The organism is Nocardia sp. bgisy118, from assembly GCF_057708605.1.
Genome location: NZ_JBYISM010000043.1, coordinates 1 through 26,743, shown reverse-complemented (window position 1 = coordinate 26,743; position 26,743 = coordinate 1). Strand labels below are relative to the sequence as shown.

25 protein-coding genes are annotated in these 26,743 nt (G+C 69.3%); 15 read left to right on the top strand and 10 right to left on the bottom strand.

From position 1 onward, the window contains the following. Nucleotides 1-251 precede the first annotated feature (251 nt). The 4 genes from AC3EO7_RS35430 to AC3EO7_RS35415 all read left to right on the top strand — a co-directional run bounded on the left by AC3EO7_RS35430 (nt 252) and on the right by AC3EO7_RS35415 (nt 1,991). Nucleotides 252-494, top strand: a complete 243-nt coding sequence (locus AC3EO7_RS35430; RefSeq protein ID WP_431970794.1) for a hypothetical protein — start codon at nt 252-254, stop codon at nt 492-494. 5 nt (nt 495-499) lie between these two features. Next, the gene (locus AC3EO7_RS35425) at nt 500-1,147 is read left to right on the top strand and encodes an RNA polymerase sigma factor (RefSeq protein WP_431970795.1); all 648 of its coding nucleotides are present in this window, start codon (nt 500-502) and stop codon (nt 1,145-1,147) included. Beyond that, on the top strand, nt 1,144-1,386 hold the full coding sequence (locus AC3EO7_RS35420; protein ID WP_431970796.1) for an anti-sigma factor: 243 nt from the start codon (nt 1,144-1,146) through the stop codon (nt 1,384-1,386). Before AC3EO7_RS35425 ends, AC3EO7_RS35420 begins: the two co-directional genes overlap by 4 nt. 170 nt (nt 1,387-1,556) lie before the next feature. Continuing rightward, nucleotides 1,557-1,991, top strand: a complete 435-nt coding sequence (locus AC3EO7_RS35415; RefSeq protein ID WP_435593581.1) for a DoxX family membrane protein — start codon at nt 1,557-1,559, stop codon at nt 1,989-1,991. A 56-nt stretch (nt 1,992-2,047) separates the two neighbouring features. Here AC3EO7_RS35415 and idi read toward each other — a convergent pair whose 3' ends face one another. From idi to AC3EO7_RS35395, 4 genes are read right to left on the bottom strand one after another with little or no spacing between them, the layout of a single operon-like run. Beyond that, complete coding sequence (idi, locus tag AC3EO7_RS35410; RefSeq protein ID WP_431970799.1) at nt 2,048-2,626, bottom strand: isopentenyl-diphosphate Delta-isomerase; 579 nt, start codon at nt 2,624-2,626, stop codon at nt 2,048-2,050. Then, the gene (locus AC3EO7_RS35405) at nt 2,623-3,495 is read right to left on the bottom strand and encodes a geranyl diphosphate 2-C-methyltransferase (protein WP_431970800.1); all 873 of its coding nucleotides are present in this window, start codon (nt 3,493-3,495) and stop codon (nt 2,623-2,625) included. Before AC3EO7_RS35405 ends, idi begins: the two co-directional genes overlap by 4 nt. Before the next feature lie 31 nt (nt 3,496-3,526). Further along, nucleotides 3,527-5,233, bottom strand: a complete 1,707-nt coding sequence (locus AC3EO7_RS35400) for a family 2 encapsulin nanocompartment cargo protein terpene cyclase (RefSeq protein ID WP_435593580.1) — start codon at nt 5,231-5,233, stop codon at nt 3,527-3,529. A 15-nt stretch (nt 5,234-5,248) separates the two neighbouring features. Then, on the bottom strand, nt 5,249-6,655 hold the full coding sequence (locus AC3EO7_RS35395) for a family 2B encapsulin nanocompartment shell protein (RefSeq protein ID WP_431970802.1): 1,407 nt from the start codon (nt 6,653-6,655) through the stop codon (nt 5,249-5,251). A gap of 311 nt (nt 6,656-6,966) precedes the next feature. Between AC3EO7_RS35395 and AC3EO7_RS35390 the strand changes: the two genes are divergently transcribed. From AC3EO7_RS35390 to AC3EO7_RS35380, 3 genes are all read left to right on the top strand, one after another. Continuing rightward, nucleotides 6,967-7,752 (top strand): bestrophin-like domain, encoded by a 786-nt coding sequence (locus tag AC3EO7_RS35390; protein WP_431970803.1) that lies wholly within the window; start codon nt 6,967-6,969, stop codon nt 7,750-7,752. Between the two features lie 172 nt (nt 7,753-7,924). Further along, nucleotides 7,925-10,873 (top strand): acyl-CoA synthetase, encoded by a 2,949-nt coding sequence (locus AC3EO7_RS35385; protein WP_435593579.1) that lies wholly within the window; start codon nt 7,925-7,927, stop codon nt 10,871-10,873. 153 nt (nt 10,874-11,026) lie between these two features. Further along, on the top strand, nt 11,027-11,626 hold the full coding sequence (locus AC3EO7_RS35380; RefSeq protein ID WP_435593578.1) for a class I SAM-dependent methyltransferase: 600 nt from the start codon (nt 11,027-11,029) through the stop codon (nt 11,624-11,626). 55 nt (nt 11,627-11,681) lie between these two features. Here the strand turns inward: AC3EO7_RS35380 and rffA are convergent, their stop codons facing one another. Further along, the gene (rffA, locus tag AC3EO7_RS35375) at nt 11,682-12,821 is read right to left on the bottom strand and encodes a dTDP-4-amino-4,6-dideoxygalactose transaminase (protein WP_435593577.1); all 1,140 of its coding nucleotides are present in this window, start codon (nt 12,819-12,821) and stop codon (nt 11,682-11,684) included. Further along, a complete protein-coding gene (locus tag AC3EO7_RS35370; protein WP_431970807.1) occupies nt 12,811-13,935 on the bottom strand; it encodes a glycosyltransferase family 2 protein in 1,125 nt (374 codons plus the stop codon). Before AC3EO7_RS35370 ends, rffA begins: the two co-directional genes overlap by 11 nt. Nucleotides 13,936-14,135: 200 nt before the next feature. Between AC3EO7_RS35370 and AC3EO7_RS35365 the strand changes: the two genes are divergently transcribed. The 3 genes from AC3EO7_RS35365 (at nt 14,136) to AC3EO7_RS35355 (ending at nt 17,330) form a co-directional block, all read left to right on the top strand. Then, the gene (locus AC3EO7_RS35365; protein WP_435593576.1) at nt 14,136-16,430 is read left to right on the top strand and encodes a hypothetical protein; all 2,295 of its coding nucleotides are present in this window, start codon (nt 14,136-14,138) and stop codon (nt 16,428-16,430) included. A 182-nt stretch (nt 16,431-16,612) separates the two neighbouring features. Then, the gene (locus tag AC3EO7_RS35360; RefSeq protein WP_431970809.1) at nt 16,613-17,101 is read left to right on the top strand and encodes a GtrA family protein; all 489 of its coding nucleotides are present in this window, start codon (nt 16,613-16,615) and stop codon (nt 17,099-17,101) included. A gap of 10 nt (nt 17,102-17,111) precedes the next feature. Continuing rightward, entirely contained in the window at nt 17,112-17,330 is a 219-nt protein-coding gene (locus AC3EO7_RS35355) for a Trm112 family protein (RefSeq protein WP_357410849.1), read from the top strand. Nucleotides 17,331-17,369: 39 nt separating this feature from the next. Here the strand turns inward: AC3EO7_RS35355 and AC3EO7_RS35350 are convergent, their stop codons facing one another. The 4 genes from AC3EO7_RS35350 to AC3EO7_RS35335 form a co-directional block, all read right to left on the bottom strand. After that, entirely contained in the window at nt 17,370-18,044 is a 675-nt protein-coding gene (locus AC3EO7_RS35350; RefSeq protein WP_431970810.1) for a TetR/AcrR family transcriptional regulator, read from the bottom strand. Next, the gene (locus AC3EO7_RS35345; protein ID WP_431970811.1) at nt 18,041-18,835 is read right to left on the bottom strand and encodes an ABC transporter permease; all 795 of its coding nucleotides are present in this window, start codon (nt 18,833-18,835) and stop codon (nt 18,041-18,043) included. The genes AC3EO7_RS35350 and AC3EO7_RS35345 overlap by 4 nt, the downstream gene beginning before the upstream one ends. Further along, nucleotides 18,832-19,563, bottom strand: a complete 732-nt coding sequence (locus AC3EO7_RS35340; protein ID WP_435593575.1) for an ABC transporter ATP-binding protein — start codon at nt 19,561-19,563, stop codon at nt 18,832-18,834. Before AC3EO7_RS35340 ends, AC3EO7_RS35345 begins: the two co-directional genes overlap by 4 nt. Nucleotides 19,564-19,645: 82 nt before the next feature. Beyond that, the gene (locus AC3EO7_RS35335; protein ID WP_435593574.1) at nt 19,646-21,169 is read right to left on the bottom strand and encodes a multicopper oxidase family protein; all 1,524 of its coding nucleotides are present in this window, start codon (nt 21,167-21,169) and stop codon (nt 19,646-19,648) included. A gap of 200 nt (nt 21,170-21,369) precedes the next feature. Here AC3EO7_RS35335 and AC3EO7_RS35330 point away from each other — a divergent pair, with 200 nt between their 5' ends. From AC3EO7_RS35330 to tyrS, 5 genes are all read left to right on the top strand, one after another. Further along, nucleotides 21,370-22,545, top strand: a complete 1,176-nt coding sequence (locus AC3EO7_RS35330; protein WP_435593573.1) for an NAD(P)/FAD-dependent oxidoreductase — start codon at nt 21,370-21,372, stop codon at nt 22,543-22,545. 41 nt (nt 22,546-22,586) lie between these two features. After that, a complete protein-coding gene (locus AC3EO7_RS35325) occupies nt 22,587-23,474 on the top strand; it encodes an RNA polymerase sigma-70 factor (RefSeq protein WP_431970815.1) in 888 nt (295 codons plus the stop codon). A gap of 192 nt (nt 23,475-23,666) precedes the next feature. Further along, a complete protein-coding gene (locus AC3EO7_RS35320) occupies nt 23,667-24,344 on the top strand; it encodes a DNA-3-methyladenine glycosylase (RefSeq protein WP_435593572.1) in 678 nt (225 codons plus the stop codon). Nucleotides 24,345-24,411: 67 nt separating this feature from the next. Further along, nucleotides 24,412-24,834, top strand: coding sequence for a DoxX family protein (locus tag AC3EO7_RS35315; RefSeq protein WP_435593571.1), 423 nt, complete (start codon nt 24,412-24,414; stop codon nt 24,832-24,834). Nucleotides 24,835-25,119: 285 nt separating this feature from the next. Beyond that, on the top strand, nt 25,120-26,409 hold the full coding sequence (gene tyrS / locus AC3EO7_RS35310; protein WP_431970819.1) for a tyrosine--tRNA ligase: 1,290 nt from the start codon (nt 25,120-25,122) through the stop codon (nt 26,407-26,409). Nucleotides 26,410-26,743: the final 334 nt, after the last annotated feature.

Genomic DNA, 26,743 nt, shown 5'->3' with positions numbered 1-26,743 from the left:
CGTACATTCCCCAGCATGGAGTCCGCCCCTGGACTGAGGCTGTGCCGATCCTGTGATTTCCCCAAGCTTCCGGACGGGCTAGTGAGATGCCGCTACATAGATATGCGCATTAATACATGGATGCGCGATATTCGAGGCGGAGACCGGTACCTGTCCGGCGCTCGAAAACCGGCAAGGACCGGGAGGAGGCCCGCAGCCGAATCGCGCTCGATGCCGGGTAAGAAACCCTCGTCGAGCGACACTAACTGGGCATGATCGTTCATTTGCGGCAGCGGACCACACCCGCGGGAGCACACGGGTTGTCGGCCGATGTCCGGGATTGGCGTAGACGCTGGCTCGTGGCGTCCGGCTTCCCGGCACGGTTGGCCGAGGCAGTGAGCTCCGATCCTGGGTTCGATATGCACGCGTTGCTACAGCTTGTCGACCTGGGCTGCCCGCCCGAGCTGGCGGTGCGCATTCTGGCACCGATGCCCGAGCAGGAGACGCTACTGTGAGCACCGTGAACCCCACGACCTCCGGCGTGGCGCGCAGACAGGACGACGAGCAGTGGCTGGCTGATCTGACCGACAACGGCCCCGCCGGTCGTCATGCGGTGGCGCGGCTGCGCGAGGTGTTGCTGCGGGCCACCCGGCATCAGGTGTGGCGGCTGCGTGATCTGCTGCCAGGGGTTGGAGCAGGCGATCTGGAGGACTTGGCGCAGCAGTGTGCCAACGACGCCGTGGTCTCCGTTCTTCGCCGGCTCCCGACGTTCGAGGGGCGCAGTCGTTTCACCACGTGGGTCTACAAGTTCGGGGTGCATCACGCCGGTGTGGCGGTTCGCCGCCAGGCATGGCGGCACCGGGAAATCCTGCTGCCGGACGCGCTGACCTCGCTCGCCGACAGGTCACCGACCCCGGAAACCGTGGTGGGCGCCACCGAGCTCGCCCGCGCCGTCGAGGCCGCGATCGCCCGGGACCTCACCCCGCACCAGCGGCGCATCCTGCTGGCGCTGGTGGTCGAGCAGGTGCCGATCGATGTGCTGGCCGACCGTTTGGGCAGCACCCGCAATGCCCTCTACAAAACGTTGCACGATGCCCGCCGTCGGCTGCGATCCGCGCTCATCGCCAGCGGACATCTCGATATCAGCCCCGACCGGAGCATCTCATGACCGACCCGAAACCGGCTTCGAGCGCCGAAACGATCGCCGGCTTGTTGGCCGACACCAGCCCGTACCTGTCCTGCGACGACTGCTTCGCGATGCTCGACGAGTACGTCGAGCGCCGCCTCGCCGACCCTCGCTACGAGGATCTCGCCATGCAGGTGCACCTGGCCGGGTGCGGCGCCTGCGCCGAAGAGGCACAAGCCCTGCGCGAATTGCTCGACCAGTACCCCGACTCGTCGGAGTAGCAGCACGAACACCGCGAGGCGAAATCTTTTCCTCCGCCGGTAAGACCTTGGCAGCCGCGGCCACTAACAGATGTGGACCGGTTCAGGTCGGCAAGCAGCTCGGTGCACCCGCATCAGGGCCCCGACCAACCGGATTCATCGGCTCCCGCATCACCTTCCAAGGAGAAAAGATGACTGTGCACACCGATCGCACCCGGCCCGCGCCCGCCCTCACCGATCCCGGCTACCAGGCGTTCTGGGCGCTGCGTCTCGGTTTCGGCGTCCTGCCCATCTTGTTCGGGCTCGACAAGTTCGCCAACATCCTCACCGACGACTGGACCCGCTACCTCGCCGAGTTCTTCGACAAGCTCGTGCCCGGCGATGCGCACACGGCGATGAACCTCGTCGGCGTCGTCGAGATCGTCGCGGGCATCGCCGTCCTCGTACTCCCGCGCCTGGGTGCGCCGCTGGTCGCGGCATGGCTGGGCCTCATCATCGTCGACCTGCTGCTCGTCGGAGGGTACGGCGACATCGCCCTGCGCGACTTCGGGCTGATGGCCGCCGCACTCGTCCTGACCCGCCTGGCATGGGCCTACCCGAACGGACTGCCCACGCGGCAACCCTGAAACCCACGACGAAAAGGCCCAGCCCGCGGAATCGCCGGGCTGGGCCGAGACGTGAATCAGTGCGCGGACCGACGCCCCGCGTGGTGTGCCGCGTCGGCGATCTCCAGCACGTCCGCCAACCACGGCGTGTAACTCGCCGGATCGTCCGTCAGCGCGGCGCGCAGTTCCTCCGGCTGGATCCAGGCGTACGCGGCCACCTCGGCGGGATCGGGCCGTGGCATGCCCGCGTCCAGCAGGCCGACGATCACGTGATCCCACTCGTGCTCGACGCGGCCGGTGACGCTGTCCTGGGCCTGATAGCGGAAGACGCCGACCTCGGTGAGCGTAGTGGCCAGCCCCAGCTCCTCGGCGAGCCGGACCGCGGCCGCGGCCAGCACCGGTTCGCCAGGCGCGGGATGCCCGCAGCAGGTATTGGCCCACAGCAGGGGAAAGCGGGTCTTCACGGCGGCCCGCTGCTGGAGCAGGACCCGGCCCGCCGAGTCGAAGAGCAACACGGAGAACGCGCGATGGAGTCGCCCGGGCGCTTGGTGCGCCTCCGAGACCGGGCACGCGCCGACCGCGCGGCCCGCCTCGTCCACGAGCTCGACGGGCAGGGCCTCGCGGTCGGTCAGCGGCTGGGCGAGGGTCTCGGTCACCTCCCCACCTTATCGGCGGCGATGAGCAGGTATTGGAAGCTGCCCTCCCGGTAGGCGGTGAGGAACGGCTTCTCCACACCCGTCGCGAGCTCGGACTTCGTGCGCAGATCCCAGTACGGGATGGTGGCCGCCGTGAGGTCGACCACGTCGATCGGCACCAGGCCGTTCTCGGCCATCGCGCGGAAGTACTCGCTGCGCGGATGGATCATGCAGCCGTAGTGCGCGTCGATCCAGCTGACCGAGGAGGAGCGCCCTCCGGTCACGTCGTTGGAGCAGCCGGTGATGCAGACGTAGCGCCCGCCGGGCTCCAGCAACCGGGAGAACTCGCGGAACAGATCGAACAGGTCGACGTACATGGTCGTCTCGTTGGTCCAGATCCCGCGCATCACGCCGCTGTCGAAGCCGGTGTCGAGCATGTTGCGGAAATGGAACCGCACCTTGTCCGCGACGCCGCGGTGCTGCGCCTGGTCGTTGGCGAAGCCGACCTGGTATTCGGAGATGGTCACGCCGTCCACCTGGCAGCCGAAGCGCTGGTTGGCCATGAAACTGGTGCCGCCGCGGCCGGATCCGCCGTCCATCAGCCGGTCGCCGGGGCGGACGTCGCCGAGGTGGTCGAGCAGCAGGTCGGCCTGCGCGGTCTCGAGCCGGTGCAGTTCCTCGACGATCCGTTCCTGACGGGTGTTCTCGGGGCCCTCCAGTACCGAGAGATCGGGATCGCCGATGCCGTAGTGGTGGTGGTAGAGCCCGTCGACCTCGCCGAGCACGGTGTTGACCCGGTCGTCGTTGGGGTTGTTGTTCCAGTACGCCGCAACGGATTTCTGATAGTTGGTGCGCAGCACGGCCTCGGCCTGGGGGTTGAGCATGGTCATGCGTGATCATCCTCTCTCGTTGCGGTACTGGCTATTCGGCATCTTTGTAGCGACGGCTGTCGGCATGCCAGGCGCGATTGCCGCCCATCCACGCCCACAGACCGACGAGGAAGCGGCGCAGTTCCGGCGAACCGCCGGCGGCCAGCGGCGCGGCCTCGCGTTCGAAGCGGTGCACGAGTTCGTCGTGGACCGCCGCGGTGTGCAGCACCGCCTCCCTGCGGGAACATCGCTCCTCGGCGGCGAGCACCGTGGGGAGGTTGAATTCCCTTCCGTTGGAAAGGTCTTCGCGTGCCATCGAATACAGATCGTTGACCATCTGGGCGGCCAGCGCCGCGGTTGTCGTGACGCGCCGCACGGCGGGATGGGTGTATTCCGCAGCGGGGACCTCGTAACCGCCGAGTGTGTCGATGGGCGCCATGCACGGCAGGAAGCTGTGTGGCTGGCGGTTGGTGAGGTATTCCCAGACCGGTGGCATCCGGCCCGCGCCTCGCCAGCCCGCCTCGGCACCCAGCGCGATGAACCAGCCGCCGATCTCGGTGCGCAGCCTGGCCAGTTGCGCCGGGGTGGAGTACTGGGCCAGGTGCTCGAACGAGGTGCGGAAGGCCCGCAGGATCGGATCGGCCTGCAACGCCCGCTCCAATTGCGGGGCGTAGCGCGCGGGCAGATGAGCGGGATCCATGACGGCCATGCAGAGTTCGAGCCGCGGGCCCAGCTCGGCTTCCGGACTGGACGGGGTGCCGTCCGGTGCGCGGTCGTCGGCGTCCGGCTCACAGTAGTAGTCGTCCACTGACCATTCCGAGACCGCGCATTTGGCCGCGGCCAGCAGCTGGTCGGCGTTGGAACAGTCGGGGTGGGCGAGCATGATGAGCCGTCCGAAGTCGGCCTTGCGCAACTCGTCGAGCCTGCCCTCGTAGAGCCCGATGTCCTCGGCCCACGCCAGCAGGCCCTCGTTCACCGCCTCCGCCAGCGCGGGATCGTCGCGCAGCGGCGGCGGACAGTACAGCGGCGGAATGCGTGATCCGCTGCCTACCTGTGTCGAGGCGGTGCCGAGCCCGGACGGGCCCGGTGGCGCGCTCGGCGCGTCCGCGGCGGGCCGTACCGCCGTGGACGCTGTACCCAATCCGGTGGGCCCCGAGGGAATTCGGGTGCGCAGCGACCCCGTCGCGGCCTCCGCTTCGGCGAGAGTGACATCCCCGTTGCTCTCCGGTGCGGCGACCCGGTCGGCGACCGGCACCGCCGGGCCGGACGGCACCGCCGGGCCGGACGGAATCGGCGGGCCGGACGGAATCGGCGGGCCGGACGGAATCGGCGGGCGTCGCGACTCCGCCGGACCGGCCCCCTGCGCCGGGCCGACGGAGGTCGCGACGTTCCCCTCCGGCGGGCTTGCCGGGGGCTCGACGACGCCGTCCGTGACCGGAGCGGCGCCGGGTTGGGACGGGCCGATCGTCACGGCCTCCGGCGCCAGATACGGCGTGGTCGGTTCGGCGGCGTGATCGGCAGGCGCGGGCAGCCGCAGTGCGGCGGCCCCCAAGCCCCGCGGGCCGAGCAGCCGGACCGGCGTCGGGCCGGCCGCTCGTGAGGGCGGACTCGAATCATTGGGCGGCGCGGGAGCTTCCGTTGCCGCATCGGTGAACAGGTCGGCGGGCGCCGGGCTGTCCGGGTTGGTGAGCAGCGCCGCGATGTCGGCCGCCAGCTCGTGCGTGGCGGCGGGCGCGGCGGCGCGGGAGAGCACCGACATCGGTCATCACCCCGGCTAGTCCGCCTGCCGTGCGACCAGGACATTGTCGAGCACCCCGAGGGCGTCCGGGACCAGCACGGCGGCCGAGTAGTAGCAGCTGACCAGGTACGAGATGATCGACTGGTCGTCGATGCCCTTGAAGCGCACGTTCAGACTCGGCTCGAATTCGTCCGGAATCCCGGTCTGGTGCAGTCCGATCACGCCCTGGTCCTTTTCGCCGAGGCGCATGGCGAGGATCGAGGTGGTCCCGTTCTCGCTGACGGGGATCTTGCCGCACGGGTAGATCGGCACGCCGCGCCACGCGGGCACCCGATGTCCGTCGACGTCCACCGGGTCGGGGTAGATCCCGCGCTTGGTGCATTCGCGGCCGAACGCGGCGATCGCTTTCGGGTGCGCCAGAAACATTTTCGTGCTGCGGCGCATGCTCAGCAGCTCGTCCATGTCGTCCGGGGTCGGCGGGCCGGACTCGGTGTAGATGCGCTGCTTGAGATCGCAGTTGTGCAGCAGCCCGAAATCGGGATTGTTCACCAGATCGTGTTCCCGGCGTTCGTAGAGCGCCTCGACGGTCAAGCGCAGCTGCTGTTCGACCTGATTCATCGGATCGTTGAACAGATCGGCGACGCGGGAATGCACCCGCAGCACGCTCTGCGCCAGGCTGAGCTCGTATTCGCGCGGGGAGGCGTCGTAGTCGACGAAGGTGCCTTCCAGCAACGGCTCGCCGGCATGACCCGAGGAGATCTCGATGTCGGCCTCGCCCTTGGAATTCTGCCGATGAGCGGGCGCCGCGGCGACGCGTTCGAGTTGCTCGCGCAATGCCGGTGCGTTCTCGACCATTTCGTCGAGAGTTTGCCGGGGGAGTATCAGTATGGTCGTCTTGGTGACCGTCTTGACCGTCACCGGCCAGATCGCGGAGGAATCGATCAGGGTTTCGGAACCGAAATAGTCACCGGCGCCGAGCATGCCGACCTTGGTTTGCTCGCCGAATTCGCCCGCACCGATCTTGGCCAGCTTGCCGTGCACGATCAGGATGACCTGATTCATCGGATTGCCGAATTCCGCGACGACTGTGCCTGGTTCGAGGTCGCGCTGTTCGAAGCGCTGCGCGAGCGCGGCCAGCGTTTCCTCGTTGTCGAATCCGCGCAATTGCGGAAGTTCTTGCAGCTCCAGTGGAATCACCCTGGCCTGGCCGCCGTCGACGACGAATTCGACCTCACCGTTGCCGACGGTGTGGGTCAGGCGCCGGTTCACCCGGTAGATACCGCCGTTGACCTGCACCCAGGGCAGCGTGCGGGTGAGCCAGCGCGAGCTGATGCCCTGCATCTGCGGTTCGGATTTGGTGGTGTGCGCCAGCTGATGGGCGGCGCCCGTGCTCAGGGTCTTGCGACCGTTGGTTTCCGCTTGGACTGGCATTTCTATGGTCATGCGTGGTCCTCACCTCGAGGGGTCACCGGGACAGGTCGATGGTGTTTCTTGGGCACGACGGATCAGCAGACCGGAAAGGCCTGCGAGAAAACGAGTCGATCGGGGTGGAAAAGAGTTACGCGACAATGCGTTCCAGACGGCATAGATGCTAGGTGGCGGAAGTGTTGCGGCGCAGCAGAATTCGCAGAATCGCCCCATATCGGATTCGGATGGTTACGACATGCGTTCGATCCGGATAACGGCAGGTAACGTCTCGGGATGAATCGCGGATTCGCCGAACTCTCGCCGGTGGCTGGCTATCTTGTTGTCCCATGTTCACCTGGGTCTACGGGTTGCCTATCTGGCTGACATTCCTCATCATCACCGGCAGCGCAGTGCTGTTGACGGCCGCGGGCATCCTCGTATCGCGCAACTACGTCCTCCGGATCTTCGGGCCCGAGCCCGGCAAGAACGACACCGTCACGATGGTGCTCACCGTCGGCGGCGTCTTCTACGGACTGCTACTAGGCCTGATCGCGGCCGCGACCTACGAGTCCTATGACACGGCGCAGAGCCTGGTCGCCGACGAGGCCGCGTCGCTGGGCACGCTCTACCGCGAGGTGAGCGCGTATCCCGAACCGCAGCGCAGTCTGCTCCAGAAGGATCTGGTCGACTACGCCGACAACGTGCTGACCGAGGCGTGGCCAGCGCTGCGCGAGGGTCGCGAGCCTATGGGCGGCACGGCGCTGGTGACCCGGTTCCAGGTGAACCTGCTCGCCTTCGAGCCGAAGACCACCGCGCAGGAGATCGTGCATGCCGCCACCATCGAACAGTTCGCGCGCTTCGACTCCGATCGAAGGCACCGGATCAACGCCACCGCGGGCGGCCTGCCCGACGTGCTGTGGTGGGTCATCCTGGTCGGCGGCGCGATCAACGTGGTGCTGCTGTGCATGTTCAGCCTGAACCGCGACGCGCACCTGCTACTGGGCGGACTGTTCGCCTTCTTCCTCGGCGCGATGATCTTCCTGATCGCCGCCATGGACTATCCGTTCCGCGGTGATCTCAGTATCAGTCCCGACCCGTTCGAGAGCATGTACATCAACGTCATGGGCCGGTGACCGCCCTCATCCGACATGGAACCTGTCACAGCCGACACATGGGGGACACCCGATGTGGGAAGCTCGTCTATACGCATAGACGGCATGCTTCTCGGGGGCCGGAAGGGTGTCTCTTCGCGCCGAGCGAGTGCGCGGAGGTCGTGTGCCACATTGCAGGGTAGGGCCAGGAGCGATGGTGAACTTCGGTAAGGAATTGGTGGGTTCGGTGCAGCGGTTGATGGCGACCGCGCAGAACGGCCTGGAGGTGATCCGCTTCGGCGGTCTCACCCATGATGTCGAGTCGTCGCCCTACGAGGTGGTCGAGCGCCGCAGGATGTATCGCCTGCGGCATTACTTCCTCGACGACGCGACGCCGGGCCGTCCCGTCGCGGTGCTGGTGCCGCCGCTCATGGTCAACGCCGACATCTGGGACGTGAACGCGGAAGGCGGCGCCGTGGGCATCCTGCACCGCGGCGGAATAGATTGCTGGGTGGTCGATTTCGGTTCTCCGGCGAGCGAGGAGGGCGGCTGGGAGCGTGACCTCGCCGACCATGTCCTCGCGGTGAGCAGCGCCATCGACACGGTGTGCGAGGCGACCGGCGCCAGTGTGCACCTGATGGGCTACTCGCAGGGCGGCATGTTCGCCTATCAGACCACCGCCTACCGCTACGGCAAGGGCGTGGCGAGCATCGTGACCTTCGGCAGCCCGGTCGACATCGTCGCGGGGATCCCGTTCGGCCTGCCGTACGGGCTGGTCTCGGATGTGGCCGACTTCCTGGCCGACCACGTGGTCACCCGGCTGCCCATCACCGACTCGATGGTGCGTCTCGGCTTCCAGATGCTCGACCCGGTCAAGACCGCGAAGTCCAGGGTCGACTTCCTGCGCCAGCTGCACGACCGCGAGGCGCTGCTGCCCAAGGAGCGCCAGCGCCGCTTCCTGAACAGCGACGGCTGGGTCGCCTACGCCGGGCCCGCGGCCGCCGATCTGCTCAAGCAGTTCGTCGCGCACAACCGGATGATGCTTGGCGGGTTCGTGATTCGCGACCAGCCGATCTCGCTGGCCGAGCTGAAGTGCCCCATTCTCGCCTTCGTCGGCGAGGTGGACGACATCGGCCAGCCCGCCGCGGTGCGCGGCATCGTGCGCGCGGCGCCGAACGCGGAAGTGTTCGAGGCCAGCCTGGTCGCGGGCCACTTCGGTCTGGTGGCGGGCAGCATGGCCACCAAACACACCTGGCCGCTGGTACGGCAGTGGGTGGAGTGGATGGACGGCGGCAAGCCGCTGCCCGCGGAGATCTTCCGGATGACCGAGCACGTGCCGACCAACCGGCCGCGCTCGGCGGCCACCCGCGTGGTGCACACGGCGGGGACGCTGGCGGAGGCGGGCGCCGGGGTCGGCAAGGCGCTGGAAGGCATCGCGAACAACACCGTGCGCGGCTCGATCGAGCTGGCAGGCGAGGCGGCGCGGGCGCTGCCCCGGCTGACCCGGCTGGGGATGATCCAGCCCAACACCCGCATCTCGCTCGGCAAGCTGCTCGCCGAGCAGGCCAAGCGGGCGCCGCTGCGCGAGTGCTTCCTCTTCGACGATCGCGTGCACACCAACGCCGCGGTGCACGTCCGCATCGACAACGTGGTGCGCGGCCTCATCTCGGTAGGCATCCGGCCCGCGACCCGGGTCGGCGTGGTGATGGAGACCCGTCCGAGCGCCCTGGTGACGGTGGCGGCGCTGTCGCGTCTCGGCGCGGTGGCCGTGCTGCTCGCACCAGGCAGCGAGCTGGGCAGGGCGATCGAGCTGACCGGCGCCGAGACGGTGATCGCGGACCCGGAGAACCTGCGCATCGCGGCGGCGACCGGCGCGCGGGTGCTGGTGCTCGGCGGCGGCGACGCGCGCGGACTGGATATCCCGGTGAGCGGCAATGTGATCGACCTGGAGCAGATCGATCCCACTCAGGTACAGGTGCCCGCCTGGTACCGCCCGGATCCCGGCCTGGCGCGTGAACTCGCCTTCGTGCTGGTGACCGGCACCGGCGATCGGCTGGAGACCAAGTACATCACCAACCACCGCTGGGCGCTGTCGGCCTTCGGCACCGCGACCAGCGCCGACCTGGACCGCAAAGACACCGTGTACTGCCTCGCGCCGCTGCACCATTCGTCGGGTCTGCTGGTCAGCCTCGGCGGCGCCATCGCGGGCGGCAGCCGCATCGCGCTGGCCAGGTCGCTGGACCCGGCCCAGTTCGCCGAGGAGGTGCATCGCTACGGCGTCACGGTGGTGACCTACACCTGGACGATGCTGCGCGACATCCTCGACGCCGGCGTGTTCCCGGCCGGGCACCGGCATCCGATCCGGCTGTTCATCGGCTCCGGTATGCCCGCCGGACTGTGGCGGCGCACCACCGAACAGTTCGAGCCCGCGCGGGTGCTGGAGTTCTACGCCTCCATCGAGGGCGACGTGGTGCTGGCCAATGTGACCGGTGCGAAGGCGGGCTGCAAGGGCCGCCCGGTGCCGGGCACCGCCAAAGTCGAACTGGTGGCCTACGACCCGATCGCGGGCCGCATCCTGGTCGACGAATCCGGGTTCGCCCGCCGCTGCGCGGACAACGAGGTCGGCCTGATGATCGGCAGGGCCTCGGAGGGCGTCGACATCTCCGCGGGCGGCCTGCGCGGCGTGTTCGGCGCGAGCGACTCGTGGATGCCGACCGAGAATCTGTTCCGCCGCGACAGCGACGGCGACTTCTGGCTGGTCGACCGCAAGGACACGGTGATCCAGACCGCGCGCGGCCCGGTGTTCGGCCAGCCGATCGTGGACGTGCTCAACGACATCACCGCGGTCGACATGGAGGTGGCCTACGGTCTGCCGGTCGGCGACCACTGCCTCGCGGTGGCGGCGGTGTCGGTGCGGAAGGGCTTCACCCTCGAGCTGAAGGACGTCACCGAGGCGGTGCGCGCTCTCGATCCCGATCAGCGACCGGACCTGGTGTACGTGGTCGACGAGATCCCGCGCAGCGCCAGCTACCGCCCGTCGACCCGCGCGGTGCAGGCGGCAGGGCGGCCGGAGCCGGGGCCGCTCACCTGGTGGTACGACCGGAAAACCGAGAACTACGAGGTGCTCACCGAGACCGAGGCCGCCGACCTCCTCGGCCACTGAGCCGGAACGCGTTGTAGATCCGTCGGATTGGCCCCCGGCACGCGCACCCGGACAATTCGCGCACGGGCGTCGGCTGGCATAGTTTGTGCCGGGGTCAGCCCGCGCGGCGCCGGAGGCCGCACCCGACGTCCGACAACCGTTCAGGGGTATTTGGTGAGTGAGAGCCTCATCTATCGCAATCGCGCCGTGTACGAGCTGCTGATGCGCGGACTGTACGGCCGCCACTACGCGGCCAGGTACGGCGCGATCGCCGGGCTGGTGCCCGACGGGGCCGAGGTGGTCGATGTGTGCTGCGGTCCGGCGACGCTGTACACCCGCTACCTGCGCGCCAAATCGGTCGCCTACACCGGGCTGGATTTGAACGAGCGTTTCGTCGCCGGTGTCTCCCGCGCCGGCGGCCGCGGACTGGTCTGGAACATGCGTTCGGACGCGCCGCTGCCGGAGGCGGATTACGTGGTGATGCAGGCCAGTCTCTACCACTTCCTACCCGAGCCGGGCCCGGTGCTGGACCGGATGCTCGCGGCGGCGCGCAAGTCGGTCATCGTCGCCGAACCGATCCGCAACCTGGCGACCAGCCGCAACCGGGTCCTGTCCACCGTCGGCCGCCGCTTCACCAACGCGGGCGACGGCCGTCAGGCGCATCGCTTCACCGAGGCCACCCTCGACGAGTTCTTCCGCCGCTACGAGCCGCGCGTCGCGCAGCGAGCGCTGATCGCGGGCGGCCGCGAGAAACTGTACGTGCTGTCCGCCTGAGTGTCCCGGCATCGCGTCGGGCCGAGGTGACACTCGGCCCGCGTCGCGCGGCGGGTCAGACGGTGAAGGCGGTGACCGCCTCGATCACCCTGCCCACCTGGTCGTCGCGCAGATCCGGCCACAGCGGAAGACGCACAACGGTTCCGGAGAACTCGGCGCTGCGCACGCACGGCTGCGGCGTGCGGCCGAGCTTCAGGCCCGCGGGACTGGAGTCCAGCGGCACATAGTGGAACGGGGCCGAGATGCCGAGCCCGGCGAGATGGCCGATCAGGTCGTCGCGGCGCTGCTCGGTGGGCGTGCGCAGGTAGTACAGGTGCGCGGTGTGCGCGCGATCGTCGGGCACCGTCATGAGCTGGACGTCGTTGCGCGCCGCCCAGTCGGCCAGTCCCGCGGCGTAGGCGTCCCACACCCGGTGCCTGCCGGATTGGATCGTGTCGAACTCGTCGAGCTGCGCGTCGAGCACCGCGGCGTTGAGCTCGCTGGGCAGGTAGCTGGAGCCGATGTCCTGCCAGGAGTACTTGTCCACCGCGCCACGCAGGAACCGGGCGCGGTCGGTGCCCTTCTCCCGGATGATCTCCGCGCGGGCCATCAGGATCTCGTCGGTGAGCAGCAGCGCGCCGCCCTCGCCGCAGTGCACATTCTTGGTGTCGTGGAAGCTGAGCGTGCCCAGCGTGCCGATCGTGCCGAGTGGGCGTCCGCGATAGCTGCCGCCGAGCCCGTGCGCGTTGTCCTCGACGACGGCGAACCCGTGCTGCGCGGCGAGCGCGAGCAGCCCGTCCATGTCCGCGGCCACACCGCCGTAGTGGATGACCACCACGGCCTTGGTGCGCTCGGTGACCGCGGCGGCCACCGATTCCGGGTCCAGGTTGCCGCTCTCCGGGTCGATGTCGGCGAAGACGCAGGTCGCGCCGCGCAACGCCATCGAGGTGGCCGTCGAGGTGAAAGCGAAGCTCGGGACGATCACCTCGTCCTGGGGGCCGAGTTCGAGCAGCAGACCGGCCATCTCCAGCGCGGAGGTGCAGGAGGTGGTCAGCAGCGCGTGCGGCGCCCCGGTGATGGTCTTCAGCTTCGCGGTGGCCGACGCGGTGAACTGCCCGTCGCCATGGCTGTGGTCGGAGGCCAGCACGGCCTCGAGGTTGGCCAGTTCCCGGCGCGCCCGGAACGGGCGGCTGAAGATGACGCGGTCAGTGCTCAACCCGGTCGGTCCCCCTGCTCGTGGTCGTGGTCAGTTCCCGTGCCTCGGGCGCAGGCGCGGTCACGTCCTCCGCGATCGTCGGTTGCGCCGGGCGCGGCGTCGGTGAGTCGACGGTGAGGTACAGCGGCTTGCCCACCAGGATGTGCAGGGCGACCCCGAGATATTCGGCGATGAGGCCGAGCGAGAACAGGATCGCTCCGGAACACAGCAGCAGCACCACGATGGTGGAGGCCCAGCCCTCCGGCGCCCAGCCGTCCATGGTCAGCGCCTCGTACACGACGACAGCGGCCATCACCACGCCGGCCAGCGCCAGCGTCACGCCGAGCATGCTGACCAGGCGCAGGCCGCGGGTTCCGCTGCACAGCACCATCTTCCAGAACAGCGAGAACAGCCTGCGGTAGTTGTAGCCGGATTCCTCGCGGCCCTCGGCGCGCAGCACCACCGGCTCCTGCGCGACCGTGCCGACCACCCAGGTGAGAGCCACGTCGAGGTACACGCCGTTGGAGGCGACCTCGGCGAGCTGGCGGCCGATGTCGCCGCGGATCAGACGGTAGCTCTCGAACCGGGTCGAGTCGGGGAAGGCGAACAGGGTCGCGAGCACGATCTTGGCTCCGCGCGAGGTGAGGTTGCGCAGGAAACCGTGCGGGCGGGTGTTGGTCGGCTTGGAATAGACCAGGTCCGCGCGCTTGGTCAGCGCGGCGTCGAGGAACGCGCCGATGAAGCGCGGATCGTGCTGACCGTCCTCGTCCATGGTGACGATCCAGTCGCCTCGCGCGGCCGACATTCCGGCGATGGTGGCGGCGTCCTGACCGAAATTGCGGCTCAGCCAGACGGTGCGCACCGCGGGATAGGTCCGCTCCAGCTCCTGAAGGACGACATCGGAGCGATCGGGCCCGTTGTCGTGCACCAGAATGATTTCCTCGACCACGAACGCGATGCCGCCGGGCGTCTGGGAGCCCGCGGTGAGCGCGTGCAACTCGGCGGACAGTGCGCCGATGGTGTTCTCGCCCCGATACACCGGCACCACAACGGAAATGCCGTGCGGCCGGTCGACGCCGGGACGTCCGTTCGCGACGATGTCGGAGCGGAGCGGGCGAGGGGAGGGAATCGGCATCAGCTGGATCAACTTTCGATGACGGTGCGTGCCGGTACTGCCCGCTGGACAGCGGAGCCCGAGCCGCGGTGAACTCTAGCACGACGCGTCCGGGGCCTTCCGGTGCTGCTCATGCCAGACGGCGCTTCGTTCATCGGACCATCATCAACACCTCGGCGGCCGATGCCAAGCGCTGCGGTGGGCTGTAGGGTTTGGAACTCGTGACCGACAGTGCAGTACTCGACTCGCGGCCGCACTCGCGACGGGACGTATACCGGTGGGGCGCTATCACCGTGATCGGGGTGATCGCGGGGTACGCGGCGGTCCTGCTGGCCAACGTCCGCCACTACTTCACCGACGACACCGAATCGCAGTACACCGCGCTGTGGATCGGCCTGGGCCGGGCGTTGCGCGACGGTCAGTTCCCGGTGATGGTGCCCGAGCAGTGGATGTCGGGCAACAACACGATGGACGACGCGGGCCTGTTCAATCCGCCGCAGCTGCTGATCGATCTGATCGCGCCCTCGGTGGACAACGTGGCGCTGTACGCGACCGTCGTCAAGCTGATCTTCTCCATCATCGCTGCGACGGGCGTCTACCGGATCTGCCTCGTCTACGGCGCCCGCCCGGCCTGGTCGGCGGTGGCGGGTGTGGCGTTCCCGCTCTCGGGCTTCTTCCTGTTCTTCGATCAGGCCAGCTGGATGACGGCGCTCACCGGCACCGCGTGGATGGTGCACGCGTGGGCGTCGGCGGTGCACTACACCCGAGGGCCGGGCGCGAGCGACGAGCCCGGCTCGCGTCGCCGCCGCATCGCGGGCGGGCCGATCCCGGTCTTCGTCTTCCTGTACCTGACGATCTCCACCCAGTACATCTTCCCGGCCGTCGAGGCCGCGCTGATGCTGCTCGCGGTGGCGGTCGGCGAGCTTGTGTGCCAACGCAAGTGGCAGCCCGTCGCGCGGCTGACGGCCGTCTCCGCGTGCGCGGGCCTGGCCGGTCTGCTGACCTTCCTGCCCAGCATGCTCTCGGCCAAGGTGACCTGGCGTGGCACCGCGCAGATCAACAACGATCAGTTCCTGACCGTGCCGTGGTCGGAGTCGCTCAACGCCAGCCTGCCCAGTTCGCTGCCCGCCTTCACCTCCTGGTGGGGCTACGTGCAGCCGATGCCGCTGACCTACATCGCATGGTTCCTGATCCCCGCGCTGGCGTTCATCGACTGGAAGCGGGCGCGGGAGTCGTGGCGCGAGCTGAGCGCCGTCGCGCTGTTCGCCCTCATCATGCTGATGTGGACCGCCGGGCCCGGCTCGATCGGTCCGCTGCGCTGGCCGGTGCGGGTGCTGCCGATGCTCGCCATCGGCCTGCTGGTGCTGGTGTGCGTGCTGCTCGGCCGCTACGGCACCTTCCAGAACTGGAAGAACCGGGGCATCGCGGCCGGTGTGCTGATCCTCGCGCTGTGGGTGCGGTCCTTCTCCGCCGACCCGCATCACGCGCTCTGGCACGTGGTCGCGGCGCTCGGCATCGCGGCGGTGGGCGCCGGGGTGGTGTGGCTCGCCCGCGACCGCGGCATCGCCGCCGCGGCTGCGCTGACCATCGTTGCCATGTTCCCGATCGCCTACTTCCAGGTGAGTGCCGCGCAGCCGACGCCGATGCCGTGGAACCTGCCCGCCGACCGCGCCGAAGCGATGGCGAAGTTCCCCGATTTCACCGGCACCACCCTCCAGCTCGGCGAGCGCGGCCTGCTGCAACCCGCCGACCGGGACATCGACGCCGCCTACGGTTCGCTGGTCTTCGGCAACTACGCCAGGACGCTGGAGCTGAAGTACGTCAACGGCTACACGCCCACCGGCCACTTCTACTTCGGTGAGGTGCTGTGCATGCGCTGGGACAGCAGCGTCTGCCCGGACGCCTACCGCAGGATGTTCGCGCCGGAGCAGAGCACCGGACGCCCGCTGGTCGACCTGATGAAGCTCGACAGGGTGGTGTTGCAGCGCGCGCTGTTCCCCGACGCACGCGAGCAGGCCGCGCCCGAAGGCTGGAAGTGGGTGGACTACCCGGGCCACGAGCGCTACATCGCGGTGCTGGAGCGCGTCGACGGGCCCGTCTCCACGGTGAACGGCCGGGTCTCGGACGCGAAGAACGTGACCGCCACGTCGATCTCGGAGACCGACACCACCAGCCGCGTGCGGGTGAGCTCCGAGCAGGGCGGACGCGTCGTCTTCGCCCGGCTCGGCTGGCCGGGGTACCGGGTCACCTTGGACGGTAAGCAGATTCCGATCACCACCGTCGCCAAGTCCTTCGTCGCCGTCGATGTCCCCGCGGGCACCCAGAACGCCGAATTGGTGCTGACCTGGCGTCCCCCGGGCTGGAAGATCGGCATCGCGACCACGGTGGCCGGGCTCGCAGGTCTCGGCCTGTTGCAGTGGATGTACGTGCGGTCCCGGCGGCGCGACGACGACACCGGCGTCGAGGAGCGGCCGACGGGCGAGCCGGAGCGGGAACTCGTGGACGTGGTTTCGTGAGCGAGCGTCAGCGAGTGAACCATCGGCGCAGTGCGCTCTCGTGTACGACGGAGCCGAGCGTCAGCGAGGTGGAGTCGTGAGCGAGCGTCAGCGAGTGAACCATCGGCGCAGTGCGCTCTCGCGTACGACGGAGCCGAGCGTCAGCGAGGTGGAGTCGTGAGCGCGCGCGGCGAGGTGGGGGCGTGAGCACGGACCAGCGTGCGAACGCGGCCACCGGGGCGGCCGAACCGCCCGCGTCGGGGCTGCTGCTGCGGCTGGTGCGCAGGCAGGAGGTCGCCTTCGCCCTGATCGGCGCGTTCAACACGGTCTTCGGCATGGCGCTGACGGTGGCCTGGCTGACCGTGCTGCCCGACGCGGGCTGGGCGCCGCTCGCCGCGGTGCCGCTGGCCTACGCCCTCGGGATCACCGTCGCGTTCGTGCTGCATCGCACCCTGGTGTTCCGGGTGCGCGGCCACGTGCTGCGCGATTTCGCGGGCTTCGTCGCGGTGAACTCGGGTGGTCTCGCGCTGAACACGGCGCTGCTCTACCTGGCTGTCACGGTGCTGCACCTGCCCGCGCAGCTGTCGGCGGTGGTCGTGATGGGCCTGGTCGCGGTGGCGAGTTACTTCGGGCACCGGCACATCTCGTTCCGCCGTCGCCCGGTCGTCGAGGGCGACGGCTCGGTCGGGTAGGTTCACGATCATGCCGGAGGAAACCGCGTTGGACGCCACGCTGCTGAGCCTGCTCGCCTGCCCGCAGGACAAGGGCCCGCTGCTGCTGGTCCGCGACGCCGCGGGCGCCGCGCTGCTCTACAACCCGCGACTGCGCCGCGCGTACCCGATCGAGAACGGCATTCCGGTGCTGCTGATCGATGAGGCGCGCGATGTCACCGACGCCGAGCACGAGGCGTTCACCGCCTGAGCGCACGGAACGGGTCTGCGCCCGGGCGCTGGCGGTAGGTCAGCGCACCGCGCGGACCGCCCCGGATTCGCTTGCGGCCGTGCCGATATCGCCGGTCAGATAACGCTGCAAGGTCGGGCCGACGGCGGCGACGAGCTCCGGGATCGGCATCGACGCCATCGGTTCGACGCCGATGATCTTGCGGGCCACCAGCACGCCCATCATCTGCGAGGCGGCCAGCGCGACCCTGGCGCGGCCGTCGTCCTCCGGGGTGGCGATCCGCTGACGGACCCGCTCGAGCACGACTTCCAGCACGAATGTCCGGGCCAGGGCCGGTTCGCCGCCGGTGAGCATGCTGCGCACCATCGCGACGATGCCGGGCCCGGCGGGGGAATCCCAGACGCCGACCACCGCGGCGAGCATCGTCGCGCCGAGCCGGTCCAGCGGCGCGGTCTCCAGAATGCGCAGGGTCGCCTCCGGGTCCACCGGAAGCTCGACCACCGCCGCGAACAACTGTTGTTTGGTGCCGAAATAGTGGTGCACCAGCGCCGGGTCGACGCCCGCGTCGGCCGCGACGGCGCGGATCGAGGTCTTGTCGAAACCGGCCTCGGCGAATCGGGCGCGGGCGGCGGCGAGGATCGCCTCCCGCGCGCCGGATCTGCCCGGTCGCCGCCCCGAACGCCCTTGCCGTTCGGCGACACCGCGTTTCGCCGAAGCGCGTTCGCCCGTGCTCATGTGGTCCGCCGCCGTAGGGTCGCCGCGCCGAGCGCCAGCGACACGATGGCGAAGGCGGCGACGATGGCGATATCGCGCCACATCTGCGCGGTCGCCTCCGGATGGGTCGAAACCTGTTGCAGCGCATCGACCGCGTAGCTCAGCGGCATCAGGTCGCTGATCGGTTGCAGCCAGCCGGGCAGCTGGTCGCGCGGAACGAGCAAGCCGCACAGGAAGATCTGTGGCGCGACGACCACCGGCATGAACTGCACCGCCTGGAACTCGGTGCGGGCGAAGGCGCTTGCCAGCAGACCGAGCGCGACGCCGCAGATGGCGTCGACGACCGCGATCAGCACCACCCATGCCGGATCGCCCGCCGCCTCGAGGTCTAGCAGCCCGAACGACACCAGGCAGGCGACGGTCGCTTGCGCGGCCGCGGCCAGCGAGAAGGCGGTGCCGTAGCCGCCGAGCAGATCCAGTTTGGACAGCGGCGTGGTCAGCAGCCGTTCGAGGGTGCCCGAGGTGCGTTCGCGCTGCATGGCGATCGCGGTGATCAGGAACATCACGATGAACGGCAGGATGCCGAGCATGCTGATGCCCACCCGGTCGAACAACGTCAGCGGCTGGTGCGGCGCGGTCGGGGCCTCGGCATAGATGAAATACAGCAGCGTCATGAGCAGCGCGGGGACCACCAGGATCATGGCGACGGTGCGATGGTCGTTGCGCAGCTGGCGCAGGATGCGGGTGGTGGTCGCGGCGTAGGGGCGCAGCGTCCACCGGGGTGCGCTCGGGTGCAGGGCGGTGGTGGTCATGCCGCTTGTCCCATCGTGATGAGGGTGAGGAAGGCCTTCTCGAGGTTCTGTTCGCCGGTCTGTTCGCGCAGCTCGTCGGGGCTGAGCTGGGCGAGCACCTTGCCCTCGCGCATGAGCAGCAGCTGGTCGCAGTGCTCGGCCTCGTCCATGACGTGGCTGGAGACCAGCAGCGTCGTTCCGTTGGCGGCCAGTTCGTGGAACTGCTTCCACAGGTCGACCCGCAGGACCGGGTCGAGCCCGACGGTCGGTTCGTCGAGGACCAGCAGATCCGGTTGGGCGACCAGCGCGCAGGCCAGCGACGCCCTGGTCTGCTGCCCGCCGGAGAGCTCGTCGCCGCGCTGGCCCGCGTGGTCGAGCAGGCCGACGGCGGCGATGGCGATGTCGGTGTCGTCGCGGTCGCGGCCGTACAGCGCGGCGTAGTAGGCGACGTTGTCGCGCACGCTGAGGTCGGGGTAGATGCTCGGCGCCTGGGTGACGTAGCCGATGCGCCTGCGCAGCTCGGCCGCGCCCGCGGGCAGGCCGAGCGCGGTGATCTCGCCGGACGCCACGATCTGGGTGCCGACGATGCTGCGCATCAGGGTGGTCTTGCCGCAGCCGGACGGCCCGAGCAGCCCGGTGATCGAGCCGCGCGGGATGGTCAGCGAAATATCGTGCAGGACTTCGCGTTTGCCGCGCTGGACGGTCAGGTTCCTGACCTCGACCGCGGCGGAAGACGGGGGATGAGACATGTCGGCCTCAATTCATCGAGTGTTGAATTCACTGTACGATGAATTTACCGCTCGGTATCCGCCCGCAGCAAGAGGGGGCGTGTCAATGCCCGTGGCGATGCGTCGGACGCCCGGCCGTCCCTCCGGGTTCCACGACGACGAACTGGCCCATCATGCCGAGGTCCTCGTGCCAGAGCAGGTGGCAGTGATACATGTACGGCGTGTCCGGATCGGCGGGCCCGTCGAAGCGCACCGCGAGGCGCACCGTGTCGTTCGGCGCGAGGAAGACGGTGTCCTTGGGGCCGGACAGGTGCGGCGGCGGTGCGCTCTCGCCGACCGCGAGCACCCGGAACTGCACGTCGTGGATGTGGAAGTTGTGCGGCATGCCGTCGCGGTTGTGCACGATCCAGGTCTCGGTGGTGCCGCGGGTGACGGCGAAATCGATGCGGTCCATCGCCATCGGCGTGCCGTTGATGCCCTTCAGGTCGAGTTCGAAGCGCCGTTCCGTCACCGAGTCGGCGCCGTCCGGGGTGGACGCGGGCGCCAGCGTGGCGGGCAGCGCGGGGGAGGGGCGCAGCGTCGTCGCCGCGCGCAGTTGCAGGATGTCGAAGGTGTCGTCCCCGCCGCTGAAGCGCTGCGTCCAGAAATCGAGACCGGCGTCCAACTTGTTGCTGCGCAACACGGTTCGCTCGCCCGGGCGCATCCGCACCACGATCTCCGCGCGCTCGCCCGGCGAGAGCGGCAGCTGGTGCAGGGTGGCGGGGCGGTCGAGCAGCCCGCCGTCGGTGCCGATGAGAGCGAAGGCGCGTGCGTCGTCGAAGCCGAAGGTGTAGACGCGCGCGGTGGAGGCGTTGAGCAGCCGCAGCCGGATCAGTTCGTCGCCGACCTCGCGGTACGGGGTCAGCGTGCCGTTGACCATCGTCTGCTCGCCGAGGAAACCGACATCGCGGAACATGCTGTGCGCGCCGTCGAGAGCGGCGCCGCGGAAGGTCACGTCCTGCACGATGACCGGCAGGTCGTCGACGCCGTAATTCCTTGGTAGCGACAGGCTTTCGGTCGACTCGTCATCCAGGAGGAACATCCCGGCCAGCCCGCGGCGCACATGGTCCTCCGTCTCGCCGTGCGGATGCGGGTGGTACCAGAGCGTCGCGGCCGGCTGGTCCACCGTCCACTCGGGCGTCCACGTCGCGCCGGCCTCGACCATCTGGTGGGGGCCGCCGTCCATGGCCGCCGGGAGATGCATGCCGTGCCAGTGCACCGTCGACGCCTCGGGCAGCCCGTTGCGGATGCGGACCCTGACCTGTTCACCGCGCCGGGCGCGCAGCGTCGGCCCGAGGTAATCGCCGTTGAAACCCCAGGTCGGCGTCACCTGTCCGGGCCGGAATTCCCGGCTGCCCGTGCGCATGTCGAGCTCGAACAGGCGCGTCCCGTCGGGCTCGAGGCGGGACTCGGCCAGCGGCGGTACGGCGAGCTCGTTGCGAAACTCGGTGCGGCCGACGGTGGAGACCTCCGCGTCGACGTAGACCCAGCCGACGCAGCCGCTCACCGCGGCGAGTATCACCGCGACGAGCGATGCGAGTACCAGGAAGAGCCGTCGCCACCGGCGCGGTCGGGAAACCGAAGACATGCACCGACGGTAGGAATTTCGCGGTGGCGGCGACATCGGGGACGGCCCCCATTTCGACCCTGGATGGACCCCGGAAAAGACCACGCGCCGCTGTGCGCATGCCGTGTGACTCAGTTCACAACCAGGGCTGTCACGTCCGGCGCAGGTCGTCTGTCCCATGGTCGTCACCCACCAGCGACCCAGCGATCGGAGCAACCGCCATGAACACCGAACACCGCATCGTCATCCTCGGCGCGGGCTACACGGGCATGCTGGCCGCCGTGCGGCTGGCGCGGCGCACCCGCCGCCTGCCCGTGCGCATCACCTTGGTCAATCCGTCCGCGCGGTTCACCGAGCGGCTGCGCATGCACCAGGTCGCCGCGGGGCAGGAGCTGGCCGACTACCGAATCCCCGAGATCCTCGCGGGCACGGGCATCGAATTCGTCCAGGGCTGGGCCACTTCCGTGGACCCCGAGGCGCGATCGGTCACTGTCGACGACGATCGCGTGCTGCCCTACGACGAACTCGTCTACGCCCTCGGCAGCGCCACCGACACCGAGCGAGTGCCCGGCGTCGCCGAACACGCCTGGGCCCTGAACGATCCGCGCGTCGCGCATCGCTTCGCCGGACGTCTCGCGGAGGTGGCCGCGCAGCGCGGTGCGGTCGCGGTCTGCGGTGGCGGGCTCACCGGTATCGAGGCCGCCGCCGAGATCGCCGATCAGCACCCCGGTCTGCGCGTCACCCTGATCAGCACCGGCGAGCCCGGCGCGATGATGGGCGAGCGGGCCCGCGCCTATCTGCACCGCGCGCTGGACCGGCTCGGCGTCACCCGAAACGTCGGCCAGGCGGTCACCAAGGTGCTGCCCGACGCCGTCGAATTGGCCGACGGCACACTGGTTCCCGCTGATCTGACGCTGTGGACCGCGGGCGTCCGCGTCGCGCCACTTGCCGCGCGGGCGGGTATCGCGACCGACGAGCGCGGGCTGATCATCGTCGATCGGACGCTGAAGTCGGTATCGCATCCGACTATTCGCGCCATCGGCGACGCCGCGGCGGTGCGTCAACTCTGGGGCGTGATCCACGGCACCTGCCAGAGCGGCATGCCCACGGCCGCCTACACTGCCGACACGATCGCGAAAAAGTTGCGCGGCAAGAAAATTCGCCCGTTCTGGTTCGGCTACTTCCACCAGCCGGTCAGCCTCGGCCGCCGCGACGGGGTCATCCAGTTCACCCGTGCCGACGACACCCCGGGGCGGTTCCACCTCACTGGACGCGCCGCGGCGCTCTACAAGGAGACCGTCAGCAGCACGCCTCCGAAGGCCTTCCGGCTCAGCAAGAAGATGACCGTCGCGGTACAGCTCTCGCACGGCGGCCGCGCCACCCGCGTAAAAGACTGACCGGTTTGCCGACTCGGTCCCTTACCGAGGAGCATGGACTGATGCCCGAGACGCCGGAACCCGATCCGTTCATCGAACATCGGCGGCTGCTGTTCGCCACCGCCTATCGGATGCTCGGCACCGTCACCGACGCGGAGGACGTCCTACAGGACGCCTGGCTGAAGTGGAACGAAGCCGATCGGTCCGCGGTGCGTCACCCCAAGTCCTACCTGGTGCGCACCGTGACGAATCTGTCCCTGAACCGGCTCACCTCGGCCAGGGCCACCCGCGAGACCTACGTGGGACCCTGGCTGCCCGAACCACTGCTCACCACACCCGATTTCGCGGAGGATGCCGAGCTGGCCGACACCGTCTCCACCGCGATGCTGGTGGTGCTCGAAACCCTCACCCCGGTCGAGCGCGCGGTATTCCTGCTGCGCGAGGTGTTCGGCTACAGCCACGCAGAGATCGCCGACACCCTGGACCGGCCCGAGGCCACCATCCGGCAGATCGCGCACCGCGCCCGCACCCACGTGCAGTCCCGCCGCCCGCGCTTCGACACCGACACCGCCGAACGCGCGCAGGTCACCCAGCGGTTCATGGCGGCCTGCGCGGGCGGCGACCTGAACGCGCTGATGGATCTGCTCGCCCCCGAGGTGACGTGCTGGTCCGACGGCGGCGGCGTGGTCACCGCGGCCCGCCGTCCGCTGCACGGCCCCGATCACGTCGCGCGCTGGATCCTCGGTGTGCTGGCCAAGCCCGAGTCGGCGGGCATCGTGCTCGAGCCCACCCACATCAACGGCGAACTCGGCGCGCTCGCCCGCATCGGCGAAGTCCCGGTCGCGGCGTTCACCTACGACCTGGTGGACGGCCGCATCGAGAACCTGCGCTTCCAGGTGAACCCGGGGAAGTTGAAGGGACTGTCCATGGGCGCGTCGACGTTGGGTTGATGGGCGCGTCCGTGTGCTGGATCGATGAGCGCCGGATGCTGGGTCGTTGGGTCGGTGATCGGCGGTGCGCTGCGTTTCGTGGGCGCGCAGGCGCTGAGTCGACGAGTAACTCAGCGCCGGGGCGATCAACACCGGGCCCGATCGACGGGCGGCGGCCGAGCGGCTGACGGCGCGGCCGGGGAGAATGGCCGCGTGCCTGTCGATGATCTCGTGGTCGAACCGCCCGCCGCCGCCCGTCGCCTGCTCGGCGCGACGCTGCGGTCGGGGCCGGTGGCCGTCCGGATCGTCGAGGTCGAGGCGTACGGCGGCGACCCGGCCGGGCCGTGGCCGGACCCGGCCTCGCACTCCGGGCGCGGACGGACCGCGCGCAACGCGGTGATGTTCGGTCCCGCGGGGTTCCTCTACGTGTATCTCAGCTACGGCATGCACACCTGCATCAATGTGACCAGTGGACCCGACGGCGCGGCCAGTGCGGTGCTGGTGCGGGCCGGTGAGGTGATCGATGGCCTGGGGGTCGCACGTGGGCGTAGGCCCGCGGCCCGCTCCGACACCGACCTCGGCCGGGGCCCGGGGAACCTGGGGACCGTCCTCGGCATCACCCTGGACGACTACGGCACGCCGCTGTTCGATCCGGCCTCGCCGATCCGGCTGGAGCTGGACGGCGCCATCGACGCCGCCCAGATCGCCAGCGGCCCGCGCGTCGGCGTCAGCGTGGCCGCCGATCGGCCGTGGCGGTTCTGGTTGCCGTCCTCGCCCGCGGTCTCGGCGTACCGGCGGAGTCCGCGCGCGCCACTCGCCGCCGCCCCCGCTGTCGTCCCCGGAGCGGGTGGACGCGTTCGGCGGAACACTCGCGGCGGTGCGATGAATTAGGCGCGCGTCCCCCGTCTTATCGGGAGAACGCGCCGCGCCCGGCGCGACCGAACCGAAGGACACGGATATGACCGCCATCACCGCCCCCGCCCCGACCACCACCCGCCCGGGCACGATCCGCAATCGCGTGCTGTGGACCCTGCAAATCCTGCTCGGCCTGTTCTTCGTCATCGCCTCGGGAATCCCGAAGTTCGTCGCCCAGGCGGACGCTGTGCGGGTCTTCGACGCGATCGGCTTCGGCGACTGGTTCATGTACTTCACCGGCCTCGTCGAGGTGGCGGGCGGCCTCGGCCTGCTGATCGGGCGGCTGGCAGGCGCCGCCGCGGCCGGACTGTCGATCACCATGGTCTTCGCCGCGGCCACCCAGGCCTTCGTCCTGGACGCGCCCTCTTATGCCGTCTTCCCGCTGGTGCTGGCCGCGGTGTTCGCCTGGCTCGCGTGGGAGCGCCGTGACGGTCTCGTCGCGCTGCGGGATCGCTTGTCCCGCTGAACGATTCGACGTCCACCCGGTGGTCGGAAGGCGCGCCCTTCCGGTCGCCGGGTCGTCGCGTGTGCGGCGTCCCCGGAGCGCTGAGCGCAAGGCGGTGGCGGTTCTGGCCCGCTCAGCATGTCCGCGAGCTCGCCGCAGCGCAGGCGTGCGGGCTGATTTCGGTCCAACAGGCGGTGCGGGACCCGCGCGGCGGAAATTCCCTGGCTCTGCGGCGGCGCCGCGCGGAGAATCGCCCCCGGTACCTGCGCATCGGCGCAGGACAGCGGTGCGGAAAGATGGGACGGCGTGAGCGGCGACATCATCGACGAACTGACCTGGCGCGGACTGATCGCGCAGTCCACCGACCTCGACGCCCTGCGCGCGGCGCTGGCCGACGGGCCGTTGACGCTGTATGCCGGTTTCGACCCGACCGCGGCCAGCCTGCACGCCGGACACCTGGTCCCTCTGCTGGCGCTGAAGCGCTTCCAGCGCGCCGGACACCGGCCGATCGTTCTGGCCGGCGGCGCGACCGGCCTGATCGGCGACCCGCGCGACGTCGGCGAACGCGCCATGAACTCGACCGACACGGTGGCCGAGTGGGCGCAGCGGATCCGGTCGCAGCTGGAGCGGTTCGTCGACCTGGACGACTCGCCCACCGGCGCGATCATCGCCAACAACATGGACTGGACCGGACAGCTCACCGCCGTCGACTTCCTGCGCGATATCGGCAAGCACTTCTCGGTCAACGTCATGCTGGCCCGCGACACCATCAAGCGCCGCCTGGACGGCGAGGGCATCTCGTACACCGAGTTCAGCTACATGCTGCTGCAGGCCAACGACTACCTGCAGCTGCGGCGCACCCACGGGTGCCGGTTGCAGGTCGGCGGCTCGGATCAGTGGGGCAACATCATCGCCGGCGTCGAACTGAACCGGCGGGTGGACGGCGAGGCGGTGCACGCGCTCACCGTGCCGCTGGTGACCTCGGCCGACGGCAAGAAGTTCGGCAAGTCCACCGGCGGCGGCAGCCTCTGGCTCGATCCGGAGATGACCAGCCCGTACGCCTGGTACCAGTACTTCGTCAACACCGCCGACGCCGACGTCGTCCGGTACCTGCGGTGGTTCACCTTCCTCGGCCGCGAGGAACTGGCCGAGCTGGAAAAGGCGACGGCGGAACGTCCGCATGCGCGGGAAGCCCAGCGCAGGCTGGCCGCCGAGATGACCAACCTGGTGCACGGGGAGGAACACACCCGCGCCGTCCAGCTGGCGAGCCAGGCCCTCTTCGGTCGCGGTGAACTGCGCGAGCTGGACGAGGCGACGCTGTCCGCCGCGCTGCAGGAAGCCGCGATCGACGGCGCCGTGGCCGAGGTCGCGCCCGGTCAGGTGGACACCATCGTCGATCTGCTGGTCGCCACCGGCCTGTCCGAAAGCCGCGGCGCGGCCCGTCGCGCGGTGAACGAGGGCGGTGCTTCGGTCAACAACCAGAAGATCTCCGACCTCGAATGGACCCCGGACGAGGGCGACTACCTGCACGGACGCTGGTTGGTGGTGCGCCGAGGCAAGCGCAATATCGCGGGCGTCAGGCGTGCGACCGCTTGATGATCTTGGTGTCTTGGGTCACATTCGTGTGGCCCAAGCCCGTTTTCGGCCCCATCGCAAGCTCCTGACCTGCGGAATTACATCCGTGTAGTGCGGATTTGACGCCGCGTTCCCCGCCGCGTAACTTATTCAACGTCAGAGCGACACGGACACCGACCCGGAGCCGAGACGCCAAGCCGAGAGGCTGGGCGAGGACCGGGACACGAGGTAGGACGAGGAGCGCCTGGCGGCCCGCAAGGACCAGGACGATCGAGCAGACTTGACTCTGCGAGGGAGGCCGGTTAGGCTGGGAAAGTTGCCTCTCAGAAGCACCGGGTAAGACCGGCGCGGACGG

Bases quoted from the DNA above. Each gene is read 5' to 3' on its own strand.
- AC3EO7_RS35430 (WP_431970794.1), top strand. From the start codon at position 252: ATGATCGTTCATTTGCGGCAGCGGACCACACCCGCGGGAGCACACGGG.
- AC3EO7_RS35420 (WP_431970796.1), top strand. From the start codon at position 1,144: ATGACCGACCCGAAACCGGCTTCGAGCGCCGAAACGATCGCCGGCTTG.
- AC3EO7_RS35415 (WP_435593581.1), top strand. From the start codon at position 1,557: ATGACTGTGCACACCGATCGCACCCGGCCCGCGCCCGCCCTCACCGAT.
- AC3EO7_RS35405 (WP_431970800.1), bottom strand. From the start codon at position 3,495: ATGACCATGCTCAACCCCCAGGCCGAGGCCGTGCTGCGCACCAACTAT.
- AC3EO7_RS35400 (WP_435593580.1), bottom strand. From the start codon at position 5,233: ATGTCGGTGCTCTCCCGCGCCGCCGCGCCCGCCGCCACGCACGAGCTG.
- AC3EO7_RS35395 (WP_431970802.1), bottom strand. From the start codon at position 6,655: ATGACCATAGAAATGCCAGTCCAAGCGGAAACCAACGGTCGCAAGACC.
- AC3EO7_RS35390 (WP_431970803.1), top strand. From the start codon at position 6,967: ATGTTCACCTGGGTCTACGGGTTGCCTATCTGGCTGACATTCCTCATC.
- AC3EO7_RS35385 (WP_435593579.1), top strand. From the start codon at position 7,925: ATGGTGAACTTCGGTAAGGAATTGGTGGGTTCGGTGCAGCGGTTGATG.
- AC3EO7_RS35370 (WP_431970807.1), bottom strand. From the start codon at position 13,935: ATGCCGATTCCCTCCCCTCGCCCGCTCCGCTCCGACATCGTCGCGAAC.
- AC3EO7_RS35355 (WP_357410849.1), top strand. From the start codon at position 17,112: ATGCCGGAGGAAACCGCGTTGGACGCCACGCTGCTGAGCCTGCTCGCC.
- AC3EO7_RS35350 (WP_431970810.1), bottom strand. From the start codon at position 18,044: ATGAGCACGGGCGAACGCGCTTCGGCGAAACGCGGTGTCGCCGAACGG.
- AC3EO7_RS35345 (WP_431970811.1), bottom strand. From the start codon at position 18,835: ATGACCACCACCGCCCTGCACCCGAGCGCACCCCGGTGGACGCTGCGC.
- AC3EO7_RS35340 (WP_435593575.1), bottom strand. From the start codon at position 19,563: ATGTCTCATCCCCCGTCTTCCGCCGCGGTCGAGGTCAGGAACCTGACC.
- AC3EO7_RS35335 (WP_435593574.1), bottom strand. From the start codon at position 21,169: ATGTCTTCGGTTTCCCGACCGCGCCGGTGGCGACGGCTCTTCCTGGTA.
- AC3EO7_RS35330 (WP_435593573.1), top strand. From the start codon at position 21,370: ATGAACACCGAACACCGCATCGTCATCCTCGGCGCGGGCTACACGGGC.
- AC3EO7_RS35325 (WP_431970815.1), top strand. From the start codon at position 22,587: ATGCCCGAGACGCCGGAACCCGATCCGTTCATCGAACATCGGCGGCTG.
- AC3EO7_RS35315 (WP_435593571.1), top strand. From the start codon at position 24,412: ATGACCGCCATCACCGCCCCCGCCCCGACCACCACCCGCCCGGGCACG.